Origin of the sequence: Nonomuraea sp. NPDC049028, assembly GCF_043197735.1 — a bacterium.
Taxonomy (GTDB): Bacteria; Actinomycetota; Actinomycetes; order Streptosporangiales; family Streptosporangiaceae; genus Nonomuraea.
The window spans coordinates 24,448-43,098 of the sequence record NZ_JBICTR010000011.1; the positions used below are offsets into that span (position 1 = coordinate 24,448).

The 18,651-nt window shown below is 67.1% G+C and carries 17 protein-coding genes and 1 other RNA gene; 6 read left to right on the forward strand and 12 right to left on the reverse strand.

Annotated features, from left to right (window positions below):
- Positions 1-57 precede the first annotated feature (57 nt).
- Positions 58-432, forward strand: coding sequence for a hypothetical protein (locus ACGFJ2_RS39105; protein ID WP_358179911.1), 375 nt, complete (start codon positions 58-60; stop codon positions 430-432).
- A complete protein-coding gene (locus ACGFJ2_RS39110) occupies positions 429-983 on the forward strand; it encodes a hypothetical protein (RefSeq protein WP_393477212.1) in 555 nt (184 codons plus the stop codon). Before ACGFJ2_RS39105 ends, ACGFJ2_RS39110 begins: the two co-directional genes overlap by 4 nt.
- A 641-nt stretch (positions 984-1,624) precedes the next feature.
- Here the strand turns inward: ACGFJ2_RS39110 and ssrA are convergent.
- The 5 genes from ssrA to ftsE form a co-directional block, all read right to left on the reverse strand.
- Positions 1,625-2,008, reverse strand: a transfer-messenger RNA (tmRNA) gene (ssrA, locus tag ACGFJ2_RS39115).
- A gap of 281 nt (positions 2,009-2,289) precedes the next feature.
- Positions 2,290-4,164 carry a penicillin-binding transpeptidase domain-containing protein gene (locus ACGFJ2_RS39120; protein WP_357949215.1) on the reverse strand — a complete coding sequence of 625 codons (1,875 nt, stop codon included), beginning with the start codon at positions 4,162-4,164 and terminating at the stop codon, positions 2,290-2,292.
- Positions 4,161-4,628 carry an SsrA-binding protein SmpB gene (gene smpB, locus ACGFJ2_RS39125; RefSeq protein WP_357949212.1) on the reverse strand — a complete coding sequence of 156 codons (468 nt, stop codon included), beginning with the start codon at positions 4,626-4,628 and terminating at the stop codon, positions 4,161-4,163. The genes ACGFJ2_RS39120 and smpB overlap by 4 nt, the downstream gene beginning before the upstream one ends.
- Before the next feature lie 23 nt (positions 4,629-4,651).
- Complete coding sequence (ftsX, locus tag ACGFJ2_RS39130) at positions 4,652-5,557, reverse strand: permease-like cell division protein FtsX (protein WP_357949209.1); 906 nt, start codon at positions 5,555-5,557, stop codon at positions 4,652-4,654.
- A gap of 20 nt (positions 5,558-5,577) precedes the next feature.
- The gene (ftsE, locus tag ACGFJ2_RS39135; RefSeq protein ID WP_049564761.1) at positions 5,578-6,267 is read right to left on the reverse strand and encodes a cell division ATP-binding protein FtsE; all 690 of its coding nucleotides are present in this window, start codon (positions 6,265-6,267) and stop codon (positions 5,578-5,580) included.
- 203 nt (positions 6,268-6,470) lie between these two features.
- Here ftsE and ACGFJ2_RS39140 point away from each other — a divergent pair, with 203 nt between their 5' ends.
- Entirely contained in the window at positions 6,471-6,662 is a 192-nt protein-coding gene (locus ACGFJ2_RS39140) for a hypothetical protein (RefSeq protein WP_225295827.1), read from the forward strand.
- Here ACGFJ2_RS39140 and prfB read toward each other — a convergent pair.
- Positions 6,648-7,763, reverse strand: coding sequence for a peptide chain release factor 2 (gene prfB, locus ACGFJ2_RS39145; RefSeq protein ID WP_357949206.1), 1,116 nt, complete (start codon positions 7,761-7,763; stop codon positions 6,648-6,650). The two genes, ACGFJ2_RS39140 and prfB, sit on opposite strands and share 15 nt — an antisense overlap.
- Positions 7,764-7,810: 47 nt before the next feature.
- On the opposite strand from prfB, the gene ACGFJ2_RS39150 reads away from it, so the two are divergent.
- A complete protein-coding gene (locus tag ACGFJ2_RS39150) occupies positions 7,811-8,839 on the forward strand; it encodes a hypothetical protein (protein WP_357949203.1) in 1,029 nt (342 codons plus the stop codon).
- A 238-nt stretch (positions 8,840-9,077) separates the two neighbouring features.
- On the opposite strand, the gene ACGFJ2_RS39155 is transcribed toward ACGFJ2_RS39150, so the two are convergent.
- Positions 9,078-9,881, reverse strand: a complete 804-nt coding sequence (locus ACGFJ2_RS39155) for a helix-turn-helix transcriptional regulator (protein ID WP_357949201.1) — start codon at positions 9,879-9,881, stop codon at positions 9,078-9,080.
- Between the two features lie 98 nt (positions 9,882-9,979).
- Between ACGFJ2_RS39155 and ACGFJ2_RS39160 the strand changes: the two genes are divergently transcribed.
- Positions 9,980-10,822 carry an NAD(P)H-binding protein gene (locus tag ACGFJ2_RS39160; RefSeq protein ID WP_393477220.1) on the forward strand — a complete coding sequence of 281 codons (843 nt, stop codon included), beginning with the start codon at positions 9,980-9,982 and terminating at the stop codon, positions 10,820-10,822.
- Positions 10,823-10,993: 171 nt separating this feature from the next.
- On the opposite strand, the gene ACGFJ2_RS39165 is transcribed toward ACGFJ2_RS39160, so the two are convergent.
- The 4 genes from ACGFJ2_RS39165 to ACGFJ2_RS39180 all read right to left on the reverse strand — a co-directional run bounded on the left by ACGFJ2_RS39165 (position 10,994) and on the right by ACGFJ2_RS39180 (position 17,534).
- Entirely contained in the window at positions 10,994-15,865 is a 4,872-nt protein-coding gene (locus tag ACGFJ2_RS39165; RefSeq protein WP_357949196.1) for an NAD-glutamate dehydrogenase, read from the reverse strand.
- A 38-nt stretch (positions 15,866-15,903) separates the two neighbouring features.
- The gene (locus ACGFJ2_RS39170; RefSeq protein ID WP_393477224.1) at positions 15,904-16,707 is read right to left on the reverse strand and encodes a tryptophan 2,3-dioxygenase; all 804 of its coding nucleotides are present in this window, start codon (positions 16,705-16,707) and stop codon (positions 15,904-15,906) included.
- Positions 16,708-16,791: 84 nt separating this feature from the next.
- Positions 16,792-16,989 (reverse strand): zf-HC2 domain-containing protein, encoded by a 198-nt coding sequence (locus ACGFJ2_RS39175; protein ID WP_225295840.1) that lies wholly within the window; start codon positions 16,987-16,989, stop codon positions 16,792-16,794.
- The gene (locus tag ACGFJ2_RS39180) at positions 16,989-17,534 is read right to left on the reverse strand and encodes a sigma-70 family RNA polymerase sigma factor (RefSeq protein ID WP_393477227.1); all 546 of its coding nucleotides are present in this window, start codon (positions 17,532-17,534) and stop codon (positions 16,989-16,991) included. Before ACGFJ2_RS39180 ends, ACGFJ2_RS39175 begins: the two co-directional genes overlap by 1 nt.
- 148 nt (positions 17,535-17,682) lie before the next feature.
- Between ACGFJ2_RS39180 and ACGFJ2_RS39185 the strand changes: the two genes are divergently transcribed.
- A complete protein-coding gene (locus ACGFJ2_RS39185) occupies positions 17,683-18,294 on the forward strand; it encodes a DUF4142 domain-containing protein (RefSeq protein ID WP_393477852.1) in 612 nt (203 codons plus the stop codon).
- Between the two features lie 140 nt (positions 18,295-18,434).
- Here ACGFJ2_RS39185 and ACGFJ2_RS39190 read toward each other — a convergent pair whose 3' ends face one another.
- Positions 18,435-18,650, reverse strand: coding sequence for a hypothetical protein (locus ACGFJ2_RS39190; protein WP_393477229.1), 216 nt, complete (start codon positions 18,648-18,650; stop codon positions 18,435-18,437).
- Position 18,651 lies beyond the last annotated feature (1 nt).

Consider the following 18,651-nt stretch of genomic DNA (forward strand, 5'->3'; position numbering starts at 1 on the left):
GGTGACGCACCCTCGCCTACCCTCTGGTCGAAGTCGGGAAATGCGAAGATGGTCATCATGAGCATGAAGCGGCAGGGCGAAGTCTTGAACGAACTGGCCATGGCGATCCGCGACATGCGAATTCCAGACGCGCCGCACATCCAGGAGGCTTCGGTTGAGCCGTACCTTGATGCCGATGGCGAGGCAGCACTCCGAGCTGTGATCATTATGGACACGCCCGACGAGAACGGGTGGCCAGCCGAATTTACCCATGCGTTGCGTAGGGAGGTGAACAAGCTTGCCGCTCAACGCCAGATCGATGAGCACGTCTACGTCAAGCTGTTCACCCCGGAAGAATTCCAAGCCCGGGAAGACGTCGACGAGCCGCTCGAAGACAACAGCACAGGCGTTATTGACCAGGCCCTGACCAGGGACCAGCAGGACTGGCCGTGAGGCGAGACTTCAAGGCAGACGACTACCTCCATCTGGCCGACACCCTCGCAGGCCGTACCGCCGGGCGCGGACGTCCTCGGACCGCCTACTTGAGGCGTGCTACCTCAACGGCCTACTATGCGCTCTTCCACGAGCTCGTACAGCATGGCGCGAGGCGCGCGGCCAGGAATGGGCCGGTCGAGCATCAGCAAGCCATCGGCCGCTGGTATGCCCATGGCAACTTCAAGAAGGTCGCCCGATGGGTGGAGGACATCGCGGCCGGCCGTACGCCACCGAGTCCGGTTCGGCTTCTTCTGGTTGATTCCGCTTCCTGGCGCGTTCCGGTGGATCTGGAAGTGCTGGCCAGCGCGTTCAACGAGCTTCTGGAAGCCAGACATGGCGCGGACCACGACCCTGCCTTCGATGCAACCCGCCTGGACACACTCGGTCACATCAATACGGCTCGCTCCGGCATCGAGGCCATCAAGCGTGTGGACAAGGCCGACCTTCATCAATTCGACATGTTCTGCCTGCTCGCCCTCGGTGGCGACCGCATGATCAGGAACAGCTGAGTAAACGAGATACGGATGCCCTAGTTGACCTGCGGCGTCTATTCCCTCAGGCGTCGAGCCGTGGGTCGTCTGCGCCTTTGCCCATGCATGCACCGCGACCGGTCGACTCGCCGTCCACCACCGGCAGCGCCGCACGGTGGACCGGGACGCCTTGTCGTGATCGCTCACGCTCGATGTCCCGGCCCGCTCCCGCGAGGGTTCGCGGACGACCCCCGGGCTTACCCCGGCAGGCCGGTCCCGCCGCCGACGCTGATCACCAGATGTGCTCCTTCCGGGTTCCGCCGGCGAGCTGCGGAAACCCAGCCCACTGCCACCTCAGGCTCAGCGATCGTGGCGTTCCACGCCTCTACCAATTGGAGGTGCATCGGCTGAACCTCTAACCATCGAGCCTTCCTCCATGGATCACCAATGATCAACGGCCCAATGCTGGACTCCTGGACTGCTCGATCAGTCAATGGGGACGCGCGGGCGAAGCCCGCGCCAAAGACAAACGCCCGGAGCGAAGCGGAGGCCCTTCAGGGGTCGCGGCTCCGGCGCGACCGGAGACAGCGCCTGAAGCCCTCAAGCGCGAAGCGCCCCGATGAAGCCCTTTGACGCGAAAACGGCGGCACCCACATCGGGTGCCGCCGCATCATGATCAACAGTGGAGGTGGCGGGAATCGAACCCGCGTCCTTCAACCCCAAGACAGGGCTTCTCCGGGCGCAGCCTGCTGTGCTTTTCTCAGCCCCGGCAATCACGCAGGCGTGTCGCCGACGGGCTCAGCCACTGTTTGATTTCCCGCTCTCCCCCGTGGCCGGGTTGAGCGGTTGAGCCTTCTAACGATGCCAGATCCCGGGCCGAAGGCACTCCCGGGCTGACAGTGGCTACGCTACTTAGGCAGCGAGGGCCAGGGAACCCTGGCCGACCACAGTGCGCTTAGAATTGGCACTTGTTGTTTGCGGTCACAGTGTTAACGAGGTTATGTCCGCAGTCCTCGGCCCGCTTCACCTGACTTGCAAAGTCGAAGTCGAAGCCAGTCACCCCCATGTGCAGTTGTCAACACGGCCCCGAAGAGCCGAGCAACATGACCTTACATGCTCCAACACCTGCGGCGTCAACTTGATTCCCTAGACGCCGAAACCCCCGGAAACGCGTAGGCGTTCCCGGGGGCCGACCGGCAGGGTCGAGCCGGTCCGGACGGCAGGACTTCCCCCGAGATGAAGTCCTGAACTCATCACGGCGACTGCACCCGCAACCCCCCGAGCGGGGCAGTCACTGAGTAAGACGCAGCCGGCCGCCCGAACGGTTGCCTAGAGTGACAAGAAATCACTTAGCGTCGCGCAGGCCGGAGAAGAAGTCGCCCGCGACGGCCGCGGGGTCGTAGTTCTTGGCCATCACGGCTATCGCCACGTCACCCTGCCAGCCCACGAACCAGCCCATCCGCTTCTCCTGGTCGCCCGCGGCCGTCACGCCGTAGACCTGGCCGCGGCCGGCCTGGGCGGGCGAGCCGGTGGCGCCGGCGAGCATCATGCCGGTCAGTGCCGTGCGCACCTTGGGGTCGACGGCGACCGGTTGCGGCGGCTTGACCGCGACCGTCTCCGTCGAGGGGTCGGGCGTCTTGGGGTCGGTCACCAGCACCGGCGGGTGCCAGGTGCCCGAGGCGATCGCCCCCGCGACGAGGGCCATGCTGAGCGGGCTGACCTCGACGTTCTGGCCCGCGATGGCCCTGGCCTTGTCGGCGTCGCTGGTCAACTCGGGCAGCGAGCCGCTGAACGACTTGAGCGGCAGCCGCCAGTCCTTCCCGATGCCGAGTGCCTCGGCACTCTTTTTCAGGGCCGTGGCGTCGACGCGCCGGGCGAGCGAGGCCAGGGCGGTGACGCAGCCCTTGGCGAAGTTGTCCTTGAACGTCGGGGAGGCGCCGATGACCTGGCTCGCCGTCACGAAGTGCGCGCCGCCCACTGTGCGCTCGGCCGGGCAGGCGAGCTTCTGCTTGGTCTTCATCCCGGCTGTGAGCAGCGCGTCGGCGGCCACGATCGAGAAGGCGGTGCCGGCCGGGAACTTGCCGGCGAGGGCGTCCTTCTCCTGGTTGAGGCCCTTCGTGCCCACCGCCAGGATCTCGCCGGTCGACCGGTCGACCGCTACCAGCGCGCTGGTCTCCGCCTGCGCCACGGCGGCTTCGGCGGCGCGCTGCTTGGCGCTGTCGATCGTGGTGCGTACGGGTACGTTCTTGCGGCCGGGCCACTCCTTGAGCTGCGCGACCTCGTTGTCGGTCTTGATGTCGAGGATGATCACCCTGGTCTGCGTGGATCCGGTGAGATAGTCCTGATAGGCCCGCTGGAGCCCGCTCTGTCCGTAGGAGTCGCCCGCCCGCTGCGGGCCGCCGAGTTTCTGCTCGGTCTCCGGGGTCAGCGCGCTGACCTTTCCGACGATGTCCTTGGGGTCGTCGGGCGCGACAGGCTGCTTCTGCTGCTGGATGGAGAGCTGCGGGATCTTGTCGAGCTTGTCCTTCAGCTCGCGGTAGCGTACGGCGCCGAAGTTGGCGAGCTGGACGAACTGCTTCGGCGGCGACGACCTGATCCGGCTCAGCAGCCGGTCCTGGGCGAACCCGGTGATCGCCGAGAGCTGCTCAACAACCTCCTCCGCCTGGTCACCGAGCTGCGACGGGGTGACGCGGACCACGTAGAGGAACTGGGGGCGCTGCAGCGGCGTGCCGTTGCGGTCGACGACCGATTGGCGGGGGTTCGGGTCGGTGGACACGGCGAACCGCTGGCCGTCCTTCAACTGCGGGTGCAGCACGGAAGGCGACCAGCGCACCTTCCACCGGCCGTTCACCAGGTGCAGCGGGAGTACGCCGTCGTAGCCCCAGAGGGGGTTGTTCTCCCCCAGGTCGACCTCGGCGCGGAAGTCGGCCCGCGTCTGGTCGCCGGCCAGGCTGATGCTTTTGATCTTGAATCGGAACGAGGCCGCGTCGAGCTCCGCCTTCGCGTCCGACAGCGCCTTGCGTACGGTCGCCCGGTCACCGTCGGTACGGCCGGCGGCCAGGTCGTAGTCCTCCGACTGCCAGCCCACCAGGAAGTCCCGCACGGCATCGTGCGGGGAGGACTCCTCGAAGCAGGCGGTCAGCGACATGCTCGCGACGGCCAGCGTGACGGTCGCGGCCAGGCCGCGGCGTACGCGGCCCAGGCGTACGGGACGGCTCATCGGTTGCGATGCCGCACTGCCCGGGCCATCTCGCGCTTGGCCTGCTGCTCCGCCAGCGTCTGCCGCTTGTCCCAGTCCTTCTTACCGCGGGCGATGCCGATCTCGATCTTGGCCCGGCCGTCCTTGAAGTAGAGCGACAGCGGCACGATCGTCAGCCCGCCCTCCTTGGTCTTGGCGGCGAGCTTGTCGATCTCCTTGCGGTGGAGCAGGAGCTTGCGCTTGCGACGGGCGGCGTGGTTCGTCCACGTCCCCTGGGTGTATTCGGGGATGTGGACGTTCAGCAACCACGCTTCGCCATCATCGATGGAGGCGTAGCCGTCGGTGAGGGACGCCCGTCCCTCACGCAACGACTTCACCTCGGTGCCCTGCAGCACGAGCCCCGCCTCGAAGGTGTCCTCGACGTGGTAGTCGTGCCGGGCACGTTTGTTCTGGGCGACGACCTTCCGCCCGGTCTCACGTGGCATGCTCCGACCTTACCGGCGATTCGTCAGACCCTGAGGTAGCGGCGGAGCGTGACGAACGATGCCAGCACACAGATGAACACACCGATCACCATGGTCAGCGTGATCACCGAGGCCACCGAGTCCCAGCCGAGCTGACTGCCGAACGCGAAATAACGCGCGATCTCCTCGAACAGGAAGACCTTCGCGACGATCAGCATCACGGCGGCGATCACCCCGCCCATCAGCCCGGAGATCACGCCCTCCATGACGAAGGGCAGCTGGATATAGAGGTTCGACGCCCCCACCAGCCGCATGATCCCGGTTTCTCGACGGCGGTTGAAGGCCGACAGCCGGACGGTGTTGCCGATCAGCAACGCCGCCGCCAGCACAAGGACGATGGCCACCGCCAGCGCACCGGATCTGAGCTTGTCGAGCAGCCCGAAGAACTGGTTGACCAGGTCCTTCTGGTTCGTCACCTGCGACACGCCGGGCTTGCCCTGCAGCGCCTGCACTATCGGTTGATAGTTGTTGGGGTCCTTCAGCTTGACGCGGAAGGACGTGGGCATGTCGTCGACCTTGGTCGCTTCGACGAGCAGCTTGTTGGCGGCATAGGACTTCTGGAAGTTGGCGTAGGCGTCGGCCTGGTTCTCGTAGATGACCTGTTCGACGCCGGCCATGCCCTGGATCTCGCCCTGGAGTTCCTTGGTCTGCTGGGCGCTGATCGGCTTGCCCTTGCAGCTGGGCATGGTGGGGTTCTTTCCGCACAAGAAGACCGATACCTCGACCTTGTCGTACCAGAAGCCCTGCATCATCGTGACCTGGGCGTTGATCATCAGGCCGATGCCCAGCATCGCCATGCCGACGGCCACGGTGATGACCACCGCGATCGTCATGGTGAGGTTGCGACGGAGGCCGATCCAGACCTCGGAGAAGATGAAGTTCGCCCGCATGTTCTGTCTACTGCTCCCTGTCAGTACGCCTGGCCGTACACGCCACGCGACTGGTCGCGGACGATCTTGCCGTCCTCCAGCTCCACGACACGCTTGCGCATGGAGTCGACGATGGCCGCGTCGTGCGTGGCCATGACGACCGTAGTGCCAGTCCTGTTGATCCGGTCGAGCACCTTCATGATGCCGATGCTCGTCGCGGGGTCGATGTTGCCCGTCGGCTCGTCGGCCAGCAGGATCATGGGCCGGTTGACGAAGGCGCGGGCCATGGCGACGCGCTGCTGCTCGCCGCCTGACAGCTCGTCGGGCATCCGGTGGGCCTTGCCTTCCAGGCCGACCAGCTCGATGACCTCGGGCACCACCTTGCGGATGAACCGCCGTGGTTTACCGATGACCTCGAGCGCGAACGCCACATTCTCGTAGACGTTCTTGTTCGGGAGCAGCCTGAAGTCCTGGAACACGCAGCCGATGCGGCGGCGCAGGTGCGGCACCTTGAAGTTGGACAGGCGGGCCAGATCCTTGCCGGCGACGTGAATCGCCCCGGAGTTGGGCCGCTCCTCCTTCAGAACCAGACGCAGGAAGGTGGACTTGCCTGATCCCGAAGGACCGACGAGGAACACGAACTCGCCCTTGTCCACGTCAACGGAGACATGGTCGAGAGCGGGCCGGTTCTGGTTCGTGTAGACCTTGGTGACATTATCGAAATGGATCACGAGAGCATCACGGCATGCCAGTCTAGGGGTCAGGACGGAAGCGAGGGTGGCACATGCCCACTTCCCGCCACACGCCTATCGGGGACGGCTTTCTTTACTGATGATCGACGTTCCGATTGGCCAGAGCACAGTCTAGGGGGAAGACTGGCATGGAACGTCCATAACGGAAACAAAACGATTGTGCGGCTAGACTTGGGGCTGACATGAGTTGCCAACACCTCGTATGCGCGCAGTGCGCCCACCCCGTGATCGAGGGCCGCTGCCCCCTGTGCCGTGCCAACCGCGAGCGGATGCACAACCACGGCTTCGCCGGGCTGTCACCCGCCCTTATCCTGCTACTGCTGGTCGTGCTGCTCTTCCTGGCCCTGGTGCTCAAGCACCTAAGCGGGCTCTGATTCCTGCCGGCGCATCCAGCGGATCTCCGACTCGATGAACTCATCGATGTCGCCGTCGAGAACGGCGGTCGGGTTGCCCGCCTCCGTGCCCGTGCGCAGATCCTTCACGATCTGGTAGGGGTGCAGCACATAGTTGCGGATCTGCGTGCCCCATGACGTGGTCGAGGCGCCCCGCAGCTCGGACATGCGCTCAGCCTCCTCCTGCCGCTTGCGTTCCAGCAGCTTGGCCTGCAGCACGTTCATCGCCGAGGCGCGGTTCTGGAGCTGCGAGCGCTCGTTCTGGCAGGAGACCACGATGCCGGTCGGCAGGTGGGTGATGCGAACCGCCGAGTCGGTCGTGTTGACGCCCTGGCCGCCGGGTCCCGACGAGCGGTAGACGTCGATGCGGAGCTCGTCCTCGTTGATGTCGATGTGGTCGGTCTGCTCGACGACCGGCACGATGTCGACCCCGGCGAACGAGGTCTGGCGGCGGCCCTGGTTGTCGAACGGGCTGATGCGGACCAGACGGTGGGTGCCGTGCTCGCCACGAAGCGTGCCGTAGGCGTAGGGGGACTTGATCGTGAAGGTGGCCGACTTGATGCCGGCCTCTTCCGCGTAGGAGGTGTCGTAGACCTCGGTCGGGAAGCCCTTGCGCTCGGCCCACCGCAAGTACATCCGCAGCAGCATCTCCGCCCAGTCGGCGGCGTCGACGCCACCGGCCTGCGAGTTGATGGTGAGCAGCGCCTCGCGCGCGTCGTAGGGGCCGGACAGGAGGGTGCGGACCTCCAGCGCGCCGATGTCGGACCGGAGCGAGGCCAGCTCCTTGTCGGCCTCGGTCCTGGTGTCCTCGTCGCCCTCCTCGGCGGCCAGCTCGTAGAGGACGCTGAGGTCGTCGAGGCGGCGCACCAGCCCTTCGACGCGGTTGAGCTCACCCTGCATGTGCGAGAGCTTGCTGGTGACCTTCTGGGCCTGCTCAGGGTCATCCCACAGGTCGGGCGCGGCTACCTGCCCCTCCAGCTCCTCGATCTGCTTGCGCATGGCGCCGAGGTCGAGCACGTCCTGGATGCTCCGCAGGGTGCCCGCGAGCTCGTTGATCTCTTCTGCTGGATCGATACCTGCCACGTTTCCTTAGGGTACGCGACCCTCGCGGGCCCGAATAACATGGCCACGTGCGTAGTTACGGTCGGCGGAAGGTGCTGGCGCTCGCCGCCGGCCTGCTGGCCGCGGCGGTCGGCTGCTCGGCCGCGCCACAACCCGAGCCCAGTCAGGTGGCGGCGACCACGGCGAAGTCCGTGACCCCGACGCCCTCGGCGGAGACCCCGCTGATCACGCCGGCCGACGCGGCCAAGGCGTTCGCCACGTTCACCGCCACGGACGACCTGCTGCGCGCCGGGGGCGACCTGCGGCTGGCAATGGAGCTGACCCGCGACGCGGAGGCGCAGCTCACCTCGTCCGCGTTCCTGTCGACGGGCAACCGGCCGCCGCGCTACACGTGGGGCGCGCCGACGCTGTTCGTCCCGCGGTTCAAGCAGAGTGAGACGGCGGTCTGGTTCACGGTGCTGGCCACGCGCAACGGCCATCCGACGCTGCTGACGTTCGCCAATGCCGACGCCAAGAGCGACGACTGGCGGCTCAGCTCGGCGACGCAGCTGCTGCCGGGGCAGGACCCGCCCCGCATCCAGCTCGACGCGGAGGGCTACGCGACGGTGCTGGCGCCCGACGACAAGAGCATCACCATCAGTCCGCAGTTCATGGGCCCGCTGCACGCCACGGTGGCGGAGGCGGGCGAGACGGGCGTGGCGGCCGGCCTGCTCGAACGGGGCCCCTACACCACGGACGTGGCGGAGCAGATCACCACCGACCGGGAACGCGCCAAGATCGGCGGGTTCAGCTACGACTCGATCTTCAGCGCCGGCGACTACCCGGTCTACGCGCTGCGCATGGTGGGCGGCGGGGCGCTGATCCAATACGCGATGACGCGCACGACGACGACCACGGTGGAGACGGACAAGGCGGATTTCGTCCCGGTGCCTGAGTCGGCCCGCTGGCTCTATCACAACGACAGGGCGCGCCGCTTCCTGAAGACGACGGAGATCAACCAGTACGCGACGGTCGTCCCACCGTCCGGCACCCCGACCCCGGCCGCCATCATCGCCCACACCGGCGCCCTCACCAAGGCCGTAGGCGGCGACCCCTAAACCCATTTCCTTCTTTTACGGCAGGCACGGTGGGCCCCACCCGCCGTACGGGGCTGGGCCCTGTCCAGGGGCACGCTCCTCCGGTGGAGGTGGCTGGGCGCCGTGACGTGCGCATTCTTGGCCCCGGCCGTGGTCGTCCCTGACCCACCGCACGGAGCCGGGACACGCTGCTCCGGTGGAGATGGCCGAGCGCCGTGACGTGCGTTTTCTTGGCAATGGCCGGCCACAGTGGTGATGGCTACGCGTCGGTCTCTCGTAGGCGTTGGAGGGCCTTGTGGGAGGGGGTTCCGGGGGCGGCGGTGTAGAGGACCAGGCGTTGGTCCGCGCCGGCTATGGGGAGGAAGTCGCAGTCGAGTTCGATCGGGCCTGCGATGGGGTGGGTCATGTGCTTCGTCAGGGTGCGCTGGACCTCGATGTCACGGGTCGCCCACAGCTCGGCGAAGAGGGGGCTGCGCTCTTTCAGGTCGTCGACCAGGGATCTGATGTCGGCGTCCCCTGGGTAGCGGCCGGTGGCTCGGAGGTCGGCCACGCATTTGCGGGCGAGTTGGAGCTTGTCGGCCGGCGTGGCCTGATTGCCGAAGAGCCAGCGCAGCGTGTTGCGTTCTCGGGATGGCGTCTCTGACAGGTCGCCGATCAGGGCGACCAGCATGCGGTTCCAGGCGAGTACGTCATAGCCGGCGTTGATCACCATGGCCGGGACGTCAGTGAGGCGGTCCAGCAGGCGCCGGACGTTGGCGGGCACCTCGCGCGCCGGCTCGGGGCGGGCCGGGGAGTGGTCGGCCAACCGGAGCAGGTAGTCGTGCTCGTCGCCCGTCAGCCGCAACACCCGGCCGAGCGCGGTGAGAACCTGGTCCGACGGGTGCGGGCCGCGGCCCTGTTCCAGCCTGATGTAGTAGTCGACGGAGATGCCCGCCAGCAGCGCGACCTCCTCGCGGCGCAGCCCAGGGGTCTGCCGGCGCGGGCCGGGCGCCAGCCCCACCTCCGCAGGCTGGATCCGGCTCCTCCGGCTACGCAGAAAGCCGCCGAGTTCCTCCCTGTTCATCCCAACCATGATGACCCAGCCCGCCCAGGGCTGGTACCGCGAGTCCCAGCCCTGGCGGTGCCTACCCGCCCGATACGGCCCCGGATCAGCATGTCCGCATGACGATCCTGGTAACCGGGGCCCGCGGACACGTGGCCCGGAGTCTCATACGGCAGCTCCTGGCGGCCGGCCGGCAGGTCCGCGCCGCCAGCAAAGATCCCGCCGCCACCCACCTGCCCGCCGGCGTGGACGTGGTCGACGCGGGCAGTGCGGCACTCGCGCTGGCCGGCGTCGACCGGATGTTCCTCTACGCCGACCGGCAGGGGCTGGACGCCTTCCTGGCGAAGGCCCGCGAGGCCGGAGTGCGCCACGTCGTCCTCCTGTCGGCCGCTCTGGCGGACCCTGCGGCCACGGACGCGATCGCCCGCATGCACGGCGTGGCGGAAGAGTCGGTGACCGCCTCAGGGCTCTCCTGGACCGTCCTGCGGCCCGGCGCCTTCGCCACCAATACCCTCGGATGGGCGCCGGAGATCATCGCGGAAGGCAAGGTCACCAGTCCATTCCCTGACACCCACTCGGCCCCCATCCACGAAGCCGACATAGCCGAAATCGCACTGAAAGCCCTGACAGAAGATGGCCACGAGAACGCCGTCTACAAGTTGACCGGCCCCGATTCCCTCACCCAACGCGACCAGATGAACACGATCGCGCGAGTGATCGGCAAGCCGATCGAGTGGCGCCTACAGGACTTGGAAGCCCACCGCCAGACTCTGTCCCGCTGGGGCTCACCGGAAGTAGTGGATTCACTCGTCCAAAACTCCATAGAGGCCATAAACAACCCAGAAACGCCATCAACCACATTCTCTGATCTAACCGGCAAACGCCCAAGAACCTTCGCCCAGTGGACAGAAGACCACAAGCACGCCTTCACAGCCACAAACCAACCAGAGGCCGAGGGCTGAGAAGGCCCCTGGCCAGGGCAAGGCGCGACCACGGCCGGGGCCAAGAAGACGCACGTCACGGCGCCCAGCCACCTCCACCGGAGGAGCGTGCCCCTGGACAGGCCCCAGCGCCGTGCGGCGACTGGGGCCCACCGGGCCTGCCGTAAAGGATCGAAAAGGTTGTAAAAGCGATCAGCCTTCGGTGTGGGGGAGGCTGCTTGAGGCGACTAGCGTGCGGATCGCGCGGAGGGCCACGGAAAGCGTCGCCAGGTCGAAGTTGTCGCTTTCCCAGATCTCCGAGAGCGTCTGACGGGCCCTGTGGACCGCCGCCGAGTTCGCTTCCGTCCAGCGGGCCAGGCGTTCCTCCGGAGACAGCCCAGGCGTGCTGTGGGCCAGCACATCCCGGGTCAGCGAGGCGTGGGCCGCGTACAGGTCGTCCCTGAGTGCCGCCCGCGCCATCGAGTTCCAGCGGTTGTCACGCGGCAGCGCGATCACCCGCTCCCTGAGGAGGGCCAGCTGGAGGCGGTCGGCGAGGTCGAAGTACACCTCCGCCGCCTCGTTGACCGGACGCCCCGTAAGCGACGAGATCTCCACCAGGTCGAACGTCGAATAGGCGGGCACCATGGCCGCCACCCGCTCCGCCAGCTCCATCGGCACGCCGCGGGCCGCGAAGGAGTCGCGGCGCTCCTCGAAGGCCGCCAGGTCGGGCCCGGCGAGCAGCTTCGGGATGTGGGCGAGCAGGCCGTTCACACCCTTGACGAAGAAGCTCACCGAGCCGGCCAGGTCGAGCGGCGGGCGGCGGTTGCCGAGCAGCCAGCGCGTGCCGCGCTCGGCCAGTTTCCTGGCCTCCAGCAGCATCGCGATCTGGATCGACGTGTCGGCCTTGTTGTCCAGCGCTTCCACCGCGCGGTGGAAGCTGGCCAGGTCGAACACCTCGCGGGCGACGAGGTAGGCGCGGACGATGTCGGGCGTCGAGGCGCCGGTCTCCTCGCTGAAGCGGAACATGAACGTGGTGCCCATCGAGTTGACCAGCTCGTTCACCACCGTGGTGGTGATGATCTCGCGGCGCAGCGGGTGGGCGTCCATGTACGGCCGGAACCGTTCGCGCAGCGCCGACGGGAAGTACGACACCAGCCACGAGGCCAGGTAGGGGTCGTCGGGCAGGTCGGAGGCGAGCAGTTCGGCGTCGGCCACCAGCTTGGTGTAGGCCAGCAGCACCGAGAACTCGGGCGCCGTCAGACCCAGCCGGGCCTGGCGGCGTTCGGCCAGGATCTTGTCCGAGGGCAGGAACTCCAGCTCCCGGTTGACCAGCCCGTCACGCTCCAGGCGCCGCAGGTAGCGGGAGTGGATGTGGAGCATCTCGGGGGCCTGGGCGCGGGTCGCGGCCAGCACCACGTTCTGGGCGTAGTTGTCACGCAGCACCAGGTCGGCGACCTCGTCGGTCATCGAGGTGAAGACCTGGTTGCGCTGCTTGTCGGTCAGCTCGCCGTCGCGGACGACCTGGTCGAGCAGGATCTTGATGTTCACCTCGTGGTCGGAGGTGTCGACCCCGGCCGAGTTGTCGATGAAGTCGGTGTTGACCAGCCCGCCGCCGCGCGCGAACTCGATGCGGGCCAGCTGGGTGAACCCCAGGTTGCCGCCCTCGCCGATGACCTTGCAGCGCAGGTCTCCGGCGTCGACCCGCAGCGGGTCGTTGGCCTTGTCGCCCACGTCGGCGTTGGACTCGGTGCCCGCCTTGACGTAGGTGCCGATGCCGCCGTTCCACAGCAGGTCCACGGGGGCCCGGAGGATGGCGCTGATCAGGTCGTTCGGCGCCATCGAGGTGACCGCCGCGGGGATGGAGAGCGCCTCGCGGATCTGCGGCGTGATCTTGATGGACTTGGCCGTACGCGGGTAGACGCCGCCGCCCGCCGAGATCAGCTCGGTGTCGTAGTCCGCCCAGGAGCTGCGTGGCAGGTCGAAGAGCCGTTGCCGCTCGGCGAAGCTGCGGGCGGTGTCGGGGTCGGGGTCGATGAAGATGTGCCGGTGGTCGAAGGCGGCCACCAGCCGGATGTGCCGCGACAGCAGCATGCCGTTGCCGAACACGTCGCCCGACATGTCGCCGATGCCGGCCACGGTGAAGTCGGTGGTCTGTATGTCGGTCCCGATCGTGCGGAAGTGGTACTTGACCGACTCCCAAGCGCCACGCGCGGTGATGCCCATCGCCTTGTGGTCGTAGCCGATCGAGCCGCCGGAGGCGAAGGCGTCGCCGAGCCAGAAGCCGTACTCCTTGGCCACGCCGTTGGCGATGTCGGAGAAGGTCGCGGTGCCCTTGTCGGCGGCGACCACCAGGTAGGGGTCGTCGCCGTCGTGCCTGACCACGTCCGGCGGGGGCACGACCTTGCCGTCGACCAGGTTGTCGGTGACGTCGAGCAGTCCGGAGATGAACATCCGGTAGCAGGCCACGCCCTCGGCGAGCATCTCTTCGCGCCCTCCGCCCGCAGGCGGACGCTTCACGACAAATCCGCCCTTGGACCCAGTGGGCACGATAACGGTATTTTTCACCATCTGGGCTTTGACCAGCCCGAGGATCTCGGTCCGGAAGTCCTCCATCCGGTCCGACCACCGCAACCCGCCTCTGGCCACCTTGCCGAAGCGCAGGTGCACGCCCTCGACCCGGGCCGAGTAGACGAAGATCTCGTACTTCGGCCGCGGCAGCGGCAGCACGCTGATCGCCTGCGGGTCGAACTTCAGCGAGATGTACGGCTTGCGGCGCCCGCCGACGGTCTGGAAGTAGTTGGTACGCAGCGTCGCCTGGATCATCTCCAGGTACGCCCGCAGGATCCGGTCCTCGTCGAGCGAGGCGACCTCGTCGAGCGCGCCCAGGATCTCCTCGTTGAGCGCGTCGGCCAGGTCGGTCCGCACGTCGTCGCCGCGCCGGGGGTCGAGCCGCGCCTCGAACAGCCGCACCAGCAGCCGGGCCAGCCGTACATTGCCCGTCAGCACCCGCTCCATGTAGCGCTGGGAGAAGGCGGAGCCCGCCTGGCGCAGGTATTGGGCGTAGACGCGCAGGATCTCGACCTGCTCCCAGGTCAGTCCGGCCCGCAGGACGAGGGCGTTGAAGTTGTCGGCCTGGACCTCGCCCTTCCACAGCGCGATGAGGCCGTCCTGGAAGAGCCGCTTGAAGTCCTTCCTGTCGACCTCGTCGTTCGGCGTGTAGCGCAGGCCGAAGTCGTAGATCCAGGCGTTCTTGGTGGCGGGGTCGTTGTCCCTGTCGATCTCGTACGGCCGCTCGTCCACGACCTCGACGCCGAGCCGCTGGATCAGCGGGAGCGCCCGCGACAGTGAGATGGGCGAGCCCAGCTTGTAGATCTTCAGCCGCCGCTCGCCCTCGGCCGCGTCGTACGGCTCGTAGAGGTTGAGGCCGATCTCGTTCTCGTCGGCGCCGACCAGCTCCTCCAGGCGGCGCAGGTCCACCACGGCCATCTCCGGAGGGAAGTCGGCCTTGTAGCCCTCGGGGAAGGCCGACTGGTAGCGCCTGGTCAGCTTGGGGGCCTCCGCCTCGGAGGTCTGCTCCGCCAGCGCCGTGGCCAGGTCGTCCTCCCACGACCGGGTGATCGCGGCCAGCCGCGACTCCAGCTCCTGCACGTCGACGCCCGGCGGCGGCAGCTGCCTGCCGCGCTCGCCGCGGATGACCACATGCAGCCGGGCCAGGGCGGACTCGCCGATCATCGCGCTGTAGTCGAGCGTCTTGCCGCCCAGCGCCTTGAGCAGGAGCTCCTGCATCTTGTAGCGCACCTGGGTGGTGTAGCGGTCGCGCGGCAGGTAGATCAGGCAGGAGATGTAGCGGCCGTAGTCGTCGCGGCGCAGGAACAGCTTGACCTGCTTGCGCTCGCGCAGCCGCAGCACGCCGAGCGCGATCGGCAGCAGCTGGTCGAGCGAGGTCTGGAAGAGCTCGTCGCGCGGGAAGGTCTCCAGGATCTCGATCAGGTCCTTGCCGTCGTGGCTGTCGGGAGCCAGCCCGGCCTGCTCCAGCACGTCGGCGAGCTTGCGCCTGAGCACCGGGATCCTGGAGATCGACTCGCTGTAGGCCACGTGCGTGAACAGGCCGAGGAACCGGCGCTCGCCGATCACCTCGCCCTCCGGCGAGAACAGCTTCACCCCGATGTAGTCGAGGTAGGCCGCGCGGTGCACGGTCGCCCGGGAGTTGGCCTTGGTGATGATCAGCAGTTGCTTCTCGCGCGCCTTGGCGCGTACCTCGGGGGGCAGTACGGAGAAGCTCTCCGAGCCGATCTTGTCGTCCCGCAGGATGCCCAGGGCCGCGCCGGGCAGCGCGCGCAGCGCGTCGCCCTCGTCGGTCTGCTCCAGGCGGTATTCGCGGTAGCCGAGGAAGGTGAAGTGCCCGTCGGCGAGCCAGCGCAGCAGGTCGAGACTGTCCTCGACCTCCGCGGGCTCCAGCGGCGGCGGGTTCAGCGTGAGGTCCTCGGCGGTCTGTACGGCCACCCCCCGCATCTTCCTGAAGTCCTCGACCGCCTGCCGTACGTCGGACAGGACCCGCTGAAGGTCGGCCTCCAGCTGCCCGAGCACCTCGGGGTCGGTCTGCCGGTCGATCTCGAAGTGCATCCAGGACTCGACCAGCATCTGGCCGGTGACGTCCTCCTGGCCCCGGCCGAGCATCTTGCCGGTCATGTCACGGCGTACCCGCATCTGCGGGTGGACCACCAGGTAGGTGTTGATGTCATGCCTGGCGAGCTCCATCGTCACCGAGTCGACCAGGAAGGACATGTCGTCGGTGACCACCTCCACCACGGAGTGACCCGGGTCCCAGCCGTTCTCCTCGAGGGTCGGCGTGTAGACGCGGACCATGGCCCGGCCCTGGGGGCGTACCTCGGCCAGCTGCTTCTGCGACATCGCCGGGCCGTACACGTCAACGGGGCTGCGGTCGAGCAGGTCCTCCGGCGCGATGTGCCGGTAGTAGACGCGCAGGAAGGCCAGCGCGTCCTCGGGGCTCACATGGTCGCTGCCCGCCGCGCATCGTTGCGCGGCTCGCTGGAGCAACTCATCCTTGGCCTCGTCGAGCGGCATTTCGCTCTCACTCCTTTGTGAGGGTTCGCCATGGCTTGTCATAGCCAGGCCCTTAGTTCCCACAACAGTGGGAAGTAGTGCAGGCGGGTCCTGCCTCGCAGGTAGGGGGCTCCCGTCGAGCCGCCGGTGCCCGATTTGGTGCCGATCTGCCGTTCGACCATCTGCACGTGGCGGGTCCGCCACTGGGCGGCGGTCTCGTCGTGGGTCAGCAGATCTTCGGCCAGTTGCCACAGGTCGTCGTGCGACCCGCGGTCCCTCGCCACGGCCAGCAGCGTGCCCATGATCTCGTCGTCGGAGACCGGCAGCCCACGCTGGGAAAGGGCGGTGAGATAAGCATCCCACAGTGTCGGCTCGTCGAGCCGACGGCGCAGCCTGGTGAGCTCGGCGTCGTCGGCGTCCCTGAGCCGGCCGAGGTAGCTCGGATCCTTCAGCCCCGACAGGAACTCCAGCTCGCGAAACTGCACCGACTGGAAACCGCTCGCCGGGGCGAGCCTGGCCCGGAACTCCAGAAAGTCCTGGGGCGTCATCGTCTCCAGCACGTCGACCTGCTCGATCAGCACCCGCTCCACCGCGTGCACCCGCTTGAACACGTGCCTGGCCTGCCAGAGCTCGCCCTGGAACATGGCCTCGCGGCCGGCCTCCAGCTCGTGCAGCAGCAGCTTGAACCAGAGCTCGTAGACCTGGTGGATGGTGATGAACAGCAGCTCGTCAGGCGCCTCGGACTGAGGCCGTTGCTGGTCGAGCAATTCGGGCAGGCGAAGGTAGCCGCCATAGGAGAGCCGGCCGCCCTCCTCGCCGAATCGCCTGTCGGGAGGAACGGCCGCATCACCGTCGATGCCCACCGAACACCTCCCCAAGCCGCCCGGTCTGCTCGACCGGGCGTATGCGCCTCGCCGTACCGATATCACCCGAAAAGGGGAAAAAGGTCAACGTGACATCGACATCGGCGGGTCGTCCTCAGCAGCTGAGGGCAGGTGTTTGAGCTCGTCGAGTCGGCTCGGAATCTCGGCCATGTCCTGGAGCTCCGCCTGGCACCTTGCGCATGTGTCGAGGTGGCGCTCGAACTCCTCTAGTTCCTCTTCGTCGAGGACACCGAGGACGTAGGCGGCCACCCCTTCATGCATTACCCGGCTACCCCCTTGTCCTGCAGAAGCACACGGAGAGCCCGGATCCCGTAGTAGAGCCTGGACTTCACCGTGCCCGGCGGAATCCCCAGAATCTCCGCCGCTTCACTTATCGTACGGTCCCGAAGGTAGGTCTGCTCAATGACTTCCCGGTGTTCGTCGGACAGGCTCCGCAGAGCGTCAGCGACCACCATGGCCGAGAGCGCCCGCTCCGAGCCGTCAGGCACCGCCAGCATGTCGACTTCCGGCGGCTCGACCTCGTGAGGCCGAACACTCTTACGCCGGCGACCGTCGATGACGATACGGCGGGCCACTGTCAGTAGCCATGCCCAGATGAGGCTGGGCTCCCATTGCAGTCTTGCCGAGTGACGCCAGGCTCTAACGATCGTCTCTTGAACGACGTCTTCGGCCCATTGAAGATCGTTCCCGGTCGACTTGCGTACGTGGCGCAGCAGAGGGCCGCCGAACTCCTGGTAGAGCACCGCAATGCGGTGTTCCGCCTCGGCATCCGCACTCTCTAACCTGCCGGCGAGATGACCTAGCACGGGGCACATCTTTACACCTTCGTTATCACTCCGGTAGTCACTCCGATAACTCCAGTCATTTCTGACTATTTGGACCCCTTGAGTGAACCGGTCCCCGAAGGCCCGCGTACCTCCGATCATGCACAGGCTTTTGCGCGGCGAACTGCTCATGTTCGGCGGCTTCGCAGTGGCTGCCACGGTCACGATCCTGCTGGTCCTGCCACCAGGGAGCTCCGCAGGATCCACTCAGTACACGCAGTCGGCCGCCGGTCCTCTCGGGCCGGCAGACCGCGACCTGCTAGTCAGAGTACGCCAGGCAGGCCTCTGGGAGATTCCTGTTGGCCAATGGGCCCAGACACGGGCCGAGTCAGCGAGCGTGAAGGAGACCGGGAGGCACCTGGTCGAAGATCACACGAAGCTGGACGAGGCGACTCGCGCGCTCGCCGCGAAACTCGGCGTGCCCATCCCAGACGTGGCCAATGCCGATCAGCAGAGCTGGATGGCCCAGCTGTCCGCGGAGAAGGGTCCCGCCTTCGACAAGGACTTCGCCAACCTGTTGCGAGCCGCGCACGGCAAGGTCTTCGCCGTCGTGGCAGATGTGCGGGCGGGGACTCGCAACACCGAGATCAGGAAGTTCGCCAACACCGCCAACACGGTGGTGCTGAAGCACATGACGCTGCTGGAAGGCACTGGCCTGGTCGACTTCGGCGACCTTCCCGAGCCCCCCACGCCCTCACCGGTTCCACCCGTCGCAACGGCGGTCGATACGAGGAGACAGTAATGAGGAGATCCAGACGCACGGCCGCGGCCGTGTCCGCCCTGGCCGTGATGGCCAGCGGCCTGGTGTCCGCGGCCGTGATCGGCGTCGGTCCGGCGCTTGCGGACCATTGCGATCCGGCACAGCAGGGCAAGCCGTCTCAATCACCGACGCAACAAAGGCGACAGCAGCAGGCCCCGGACAACCAGGACCAGCAACAGCAGCAGGACCAGGGCCAGCAGCAGGACAACAACCAGGATCAGCAGCAACAGGACCAGCAGGGCCAGCAGGACCAGGGTCAGCAACAGCAACAGGACCAGCAGGGCCAGCAGCAGGACCAGGGTCAGCAACAGCAGCAGGGTCAGCAACAGCAGCAGCAAG

Coding starts and splice junctions, on each gene's coding strand:
- ACGFJ2_RS39105 (WP_358179911.1), top strand. CDS start 58: ATGAGCATGAAGCGGCAGGGCGAAGTCTTGAACGAACTGGCCATGGCG.
- ACGFJ2_RS39120 (WP_357949215.1), bottom strand. CDS start 4,164: ATGAGCCGTCCCGTACGCCTGGGCCGCGTACGCCGCGGCCTGGCCGCG.
- smpB (WP_357949212.1), bottom strand. CDS start 4,628: ATGCCACGTGAGACCGGGCGGAAGGTCGTCGCCCAGAACAAACGTGCC.
- ftsX (WP_357949209.1), bottom strand. CDS start 5,557: ATGCGGGCGAACTTCATCTTCTCCGAGGTCTGGATCGGCCTCCGTCGC.
- ACGFJ2_RS39140 (WP_225295827.1), top strand. CDS start 6,471: ATGAGTTGCCAACACCTCGTATGCGCGCAGTGCGCCCACCCCGTGATC.
- ACGFJ2_RS39155 (WP_357949201.1), bottom strand. CDS start 9,881: ATGAACAGGGAGGAACTCGGCGGCTTTCTGCGTAGCCGGAGGAGCCGG.
- ACGFJ2_RS39160 (WP_393477220.1), top strand. CDS start 9,980: ATGACGATCCTGGTAACCGGGGCCCGCGGACACGTGGCCCGGAGTCTC.
- ACGFJ2_RS39165 (WP_357949196.1), bottom strand. CDS start 15,865: ATGCCGCTCGACGAGGCCAAGGATGAGTTGCTCCAGCGAGCCGCGCAA.
- ACGFJ2_RS39175 (WP_225295840.1), bottom strand. CDS start 16,989: ATGCATGAAGGGGTGGCCGCCTACGTCCTCGGTGTCCTCGACGAAGAG.
- ACGFJ2_RS39185 (WP_393477852.1), top strand. CDS start 17,683: ATGTTCGGCGGCTTCGCAGTGGCTGCCACGGTCACGATCCTGCTGGTC.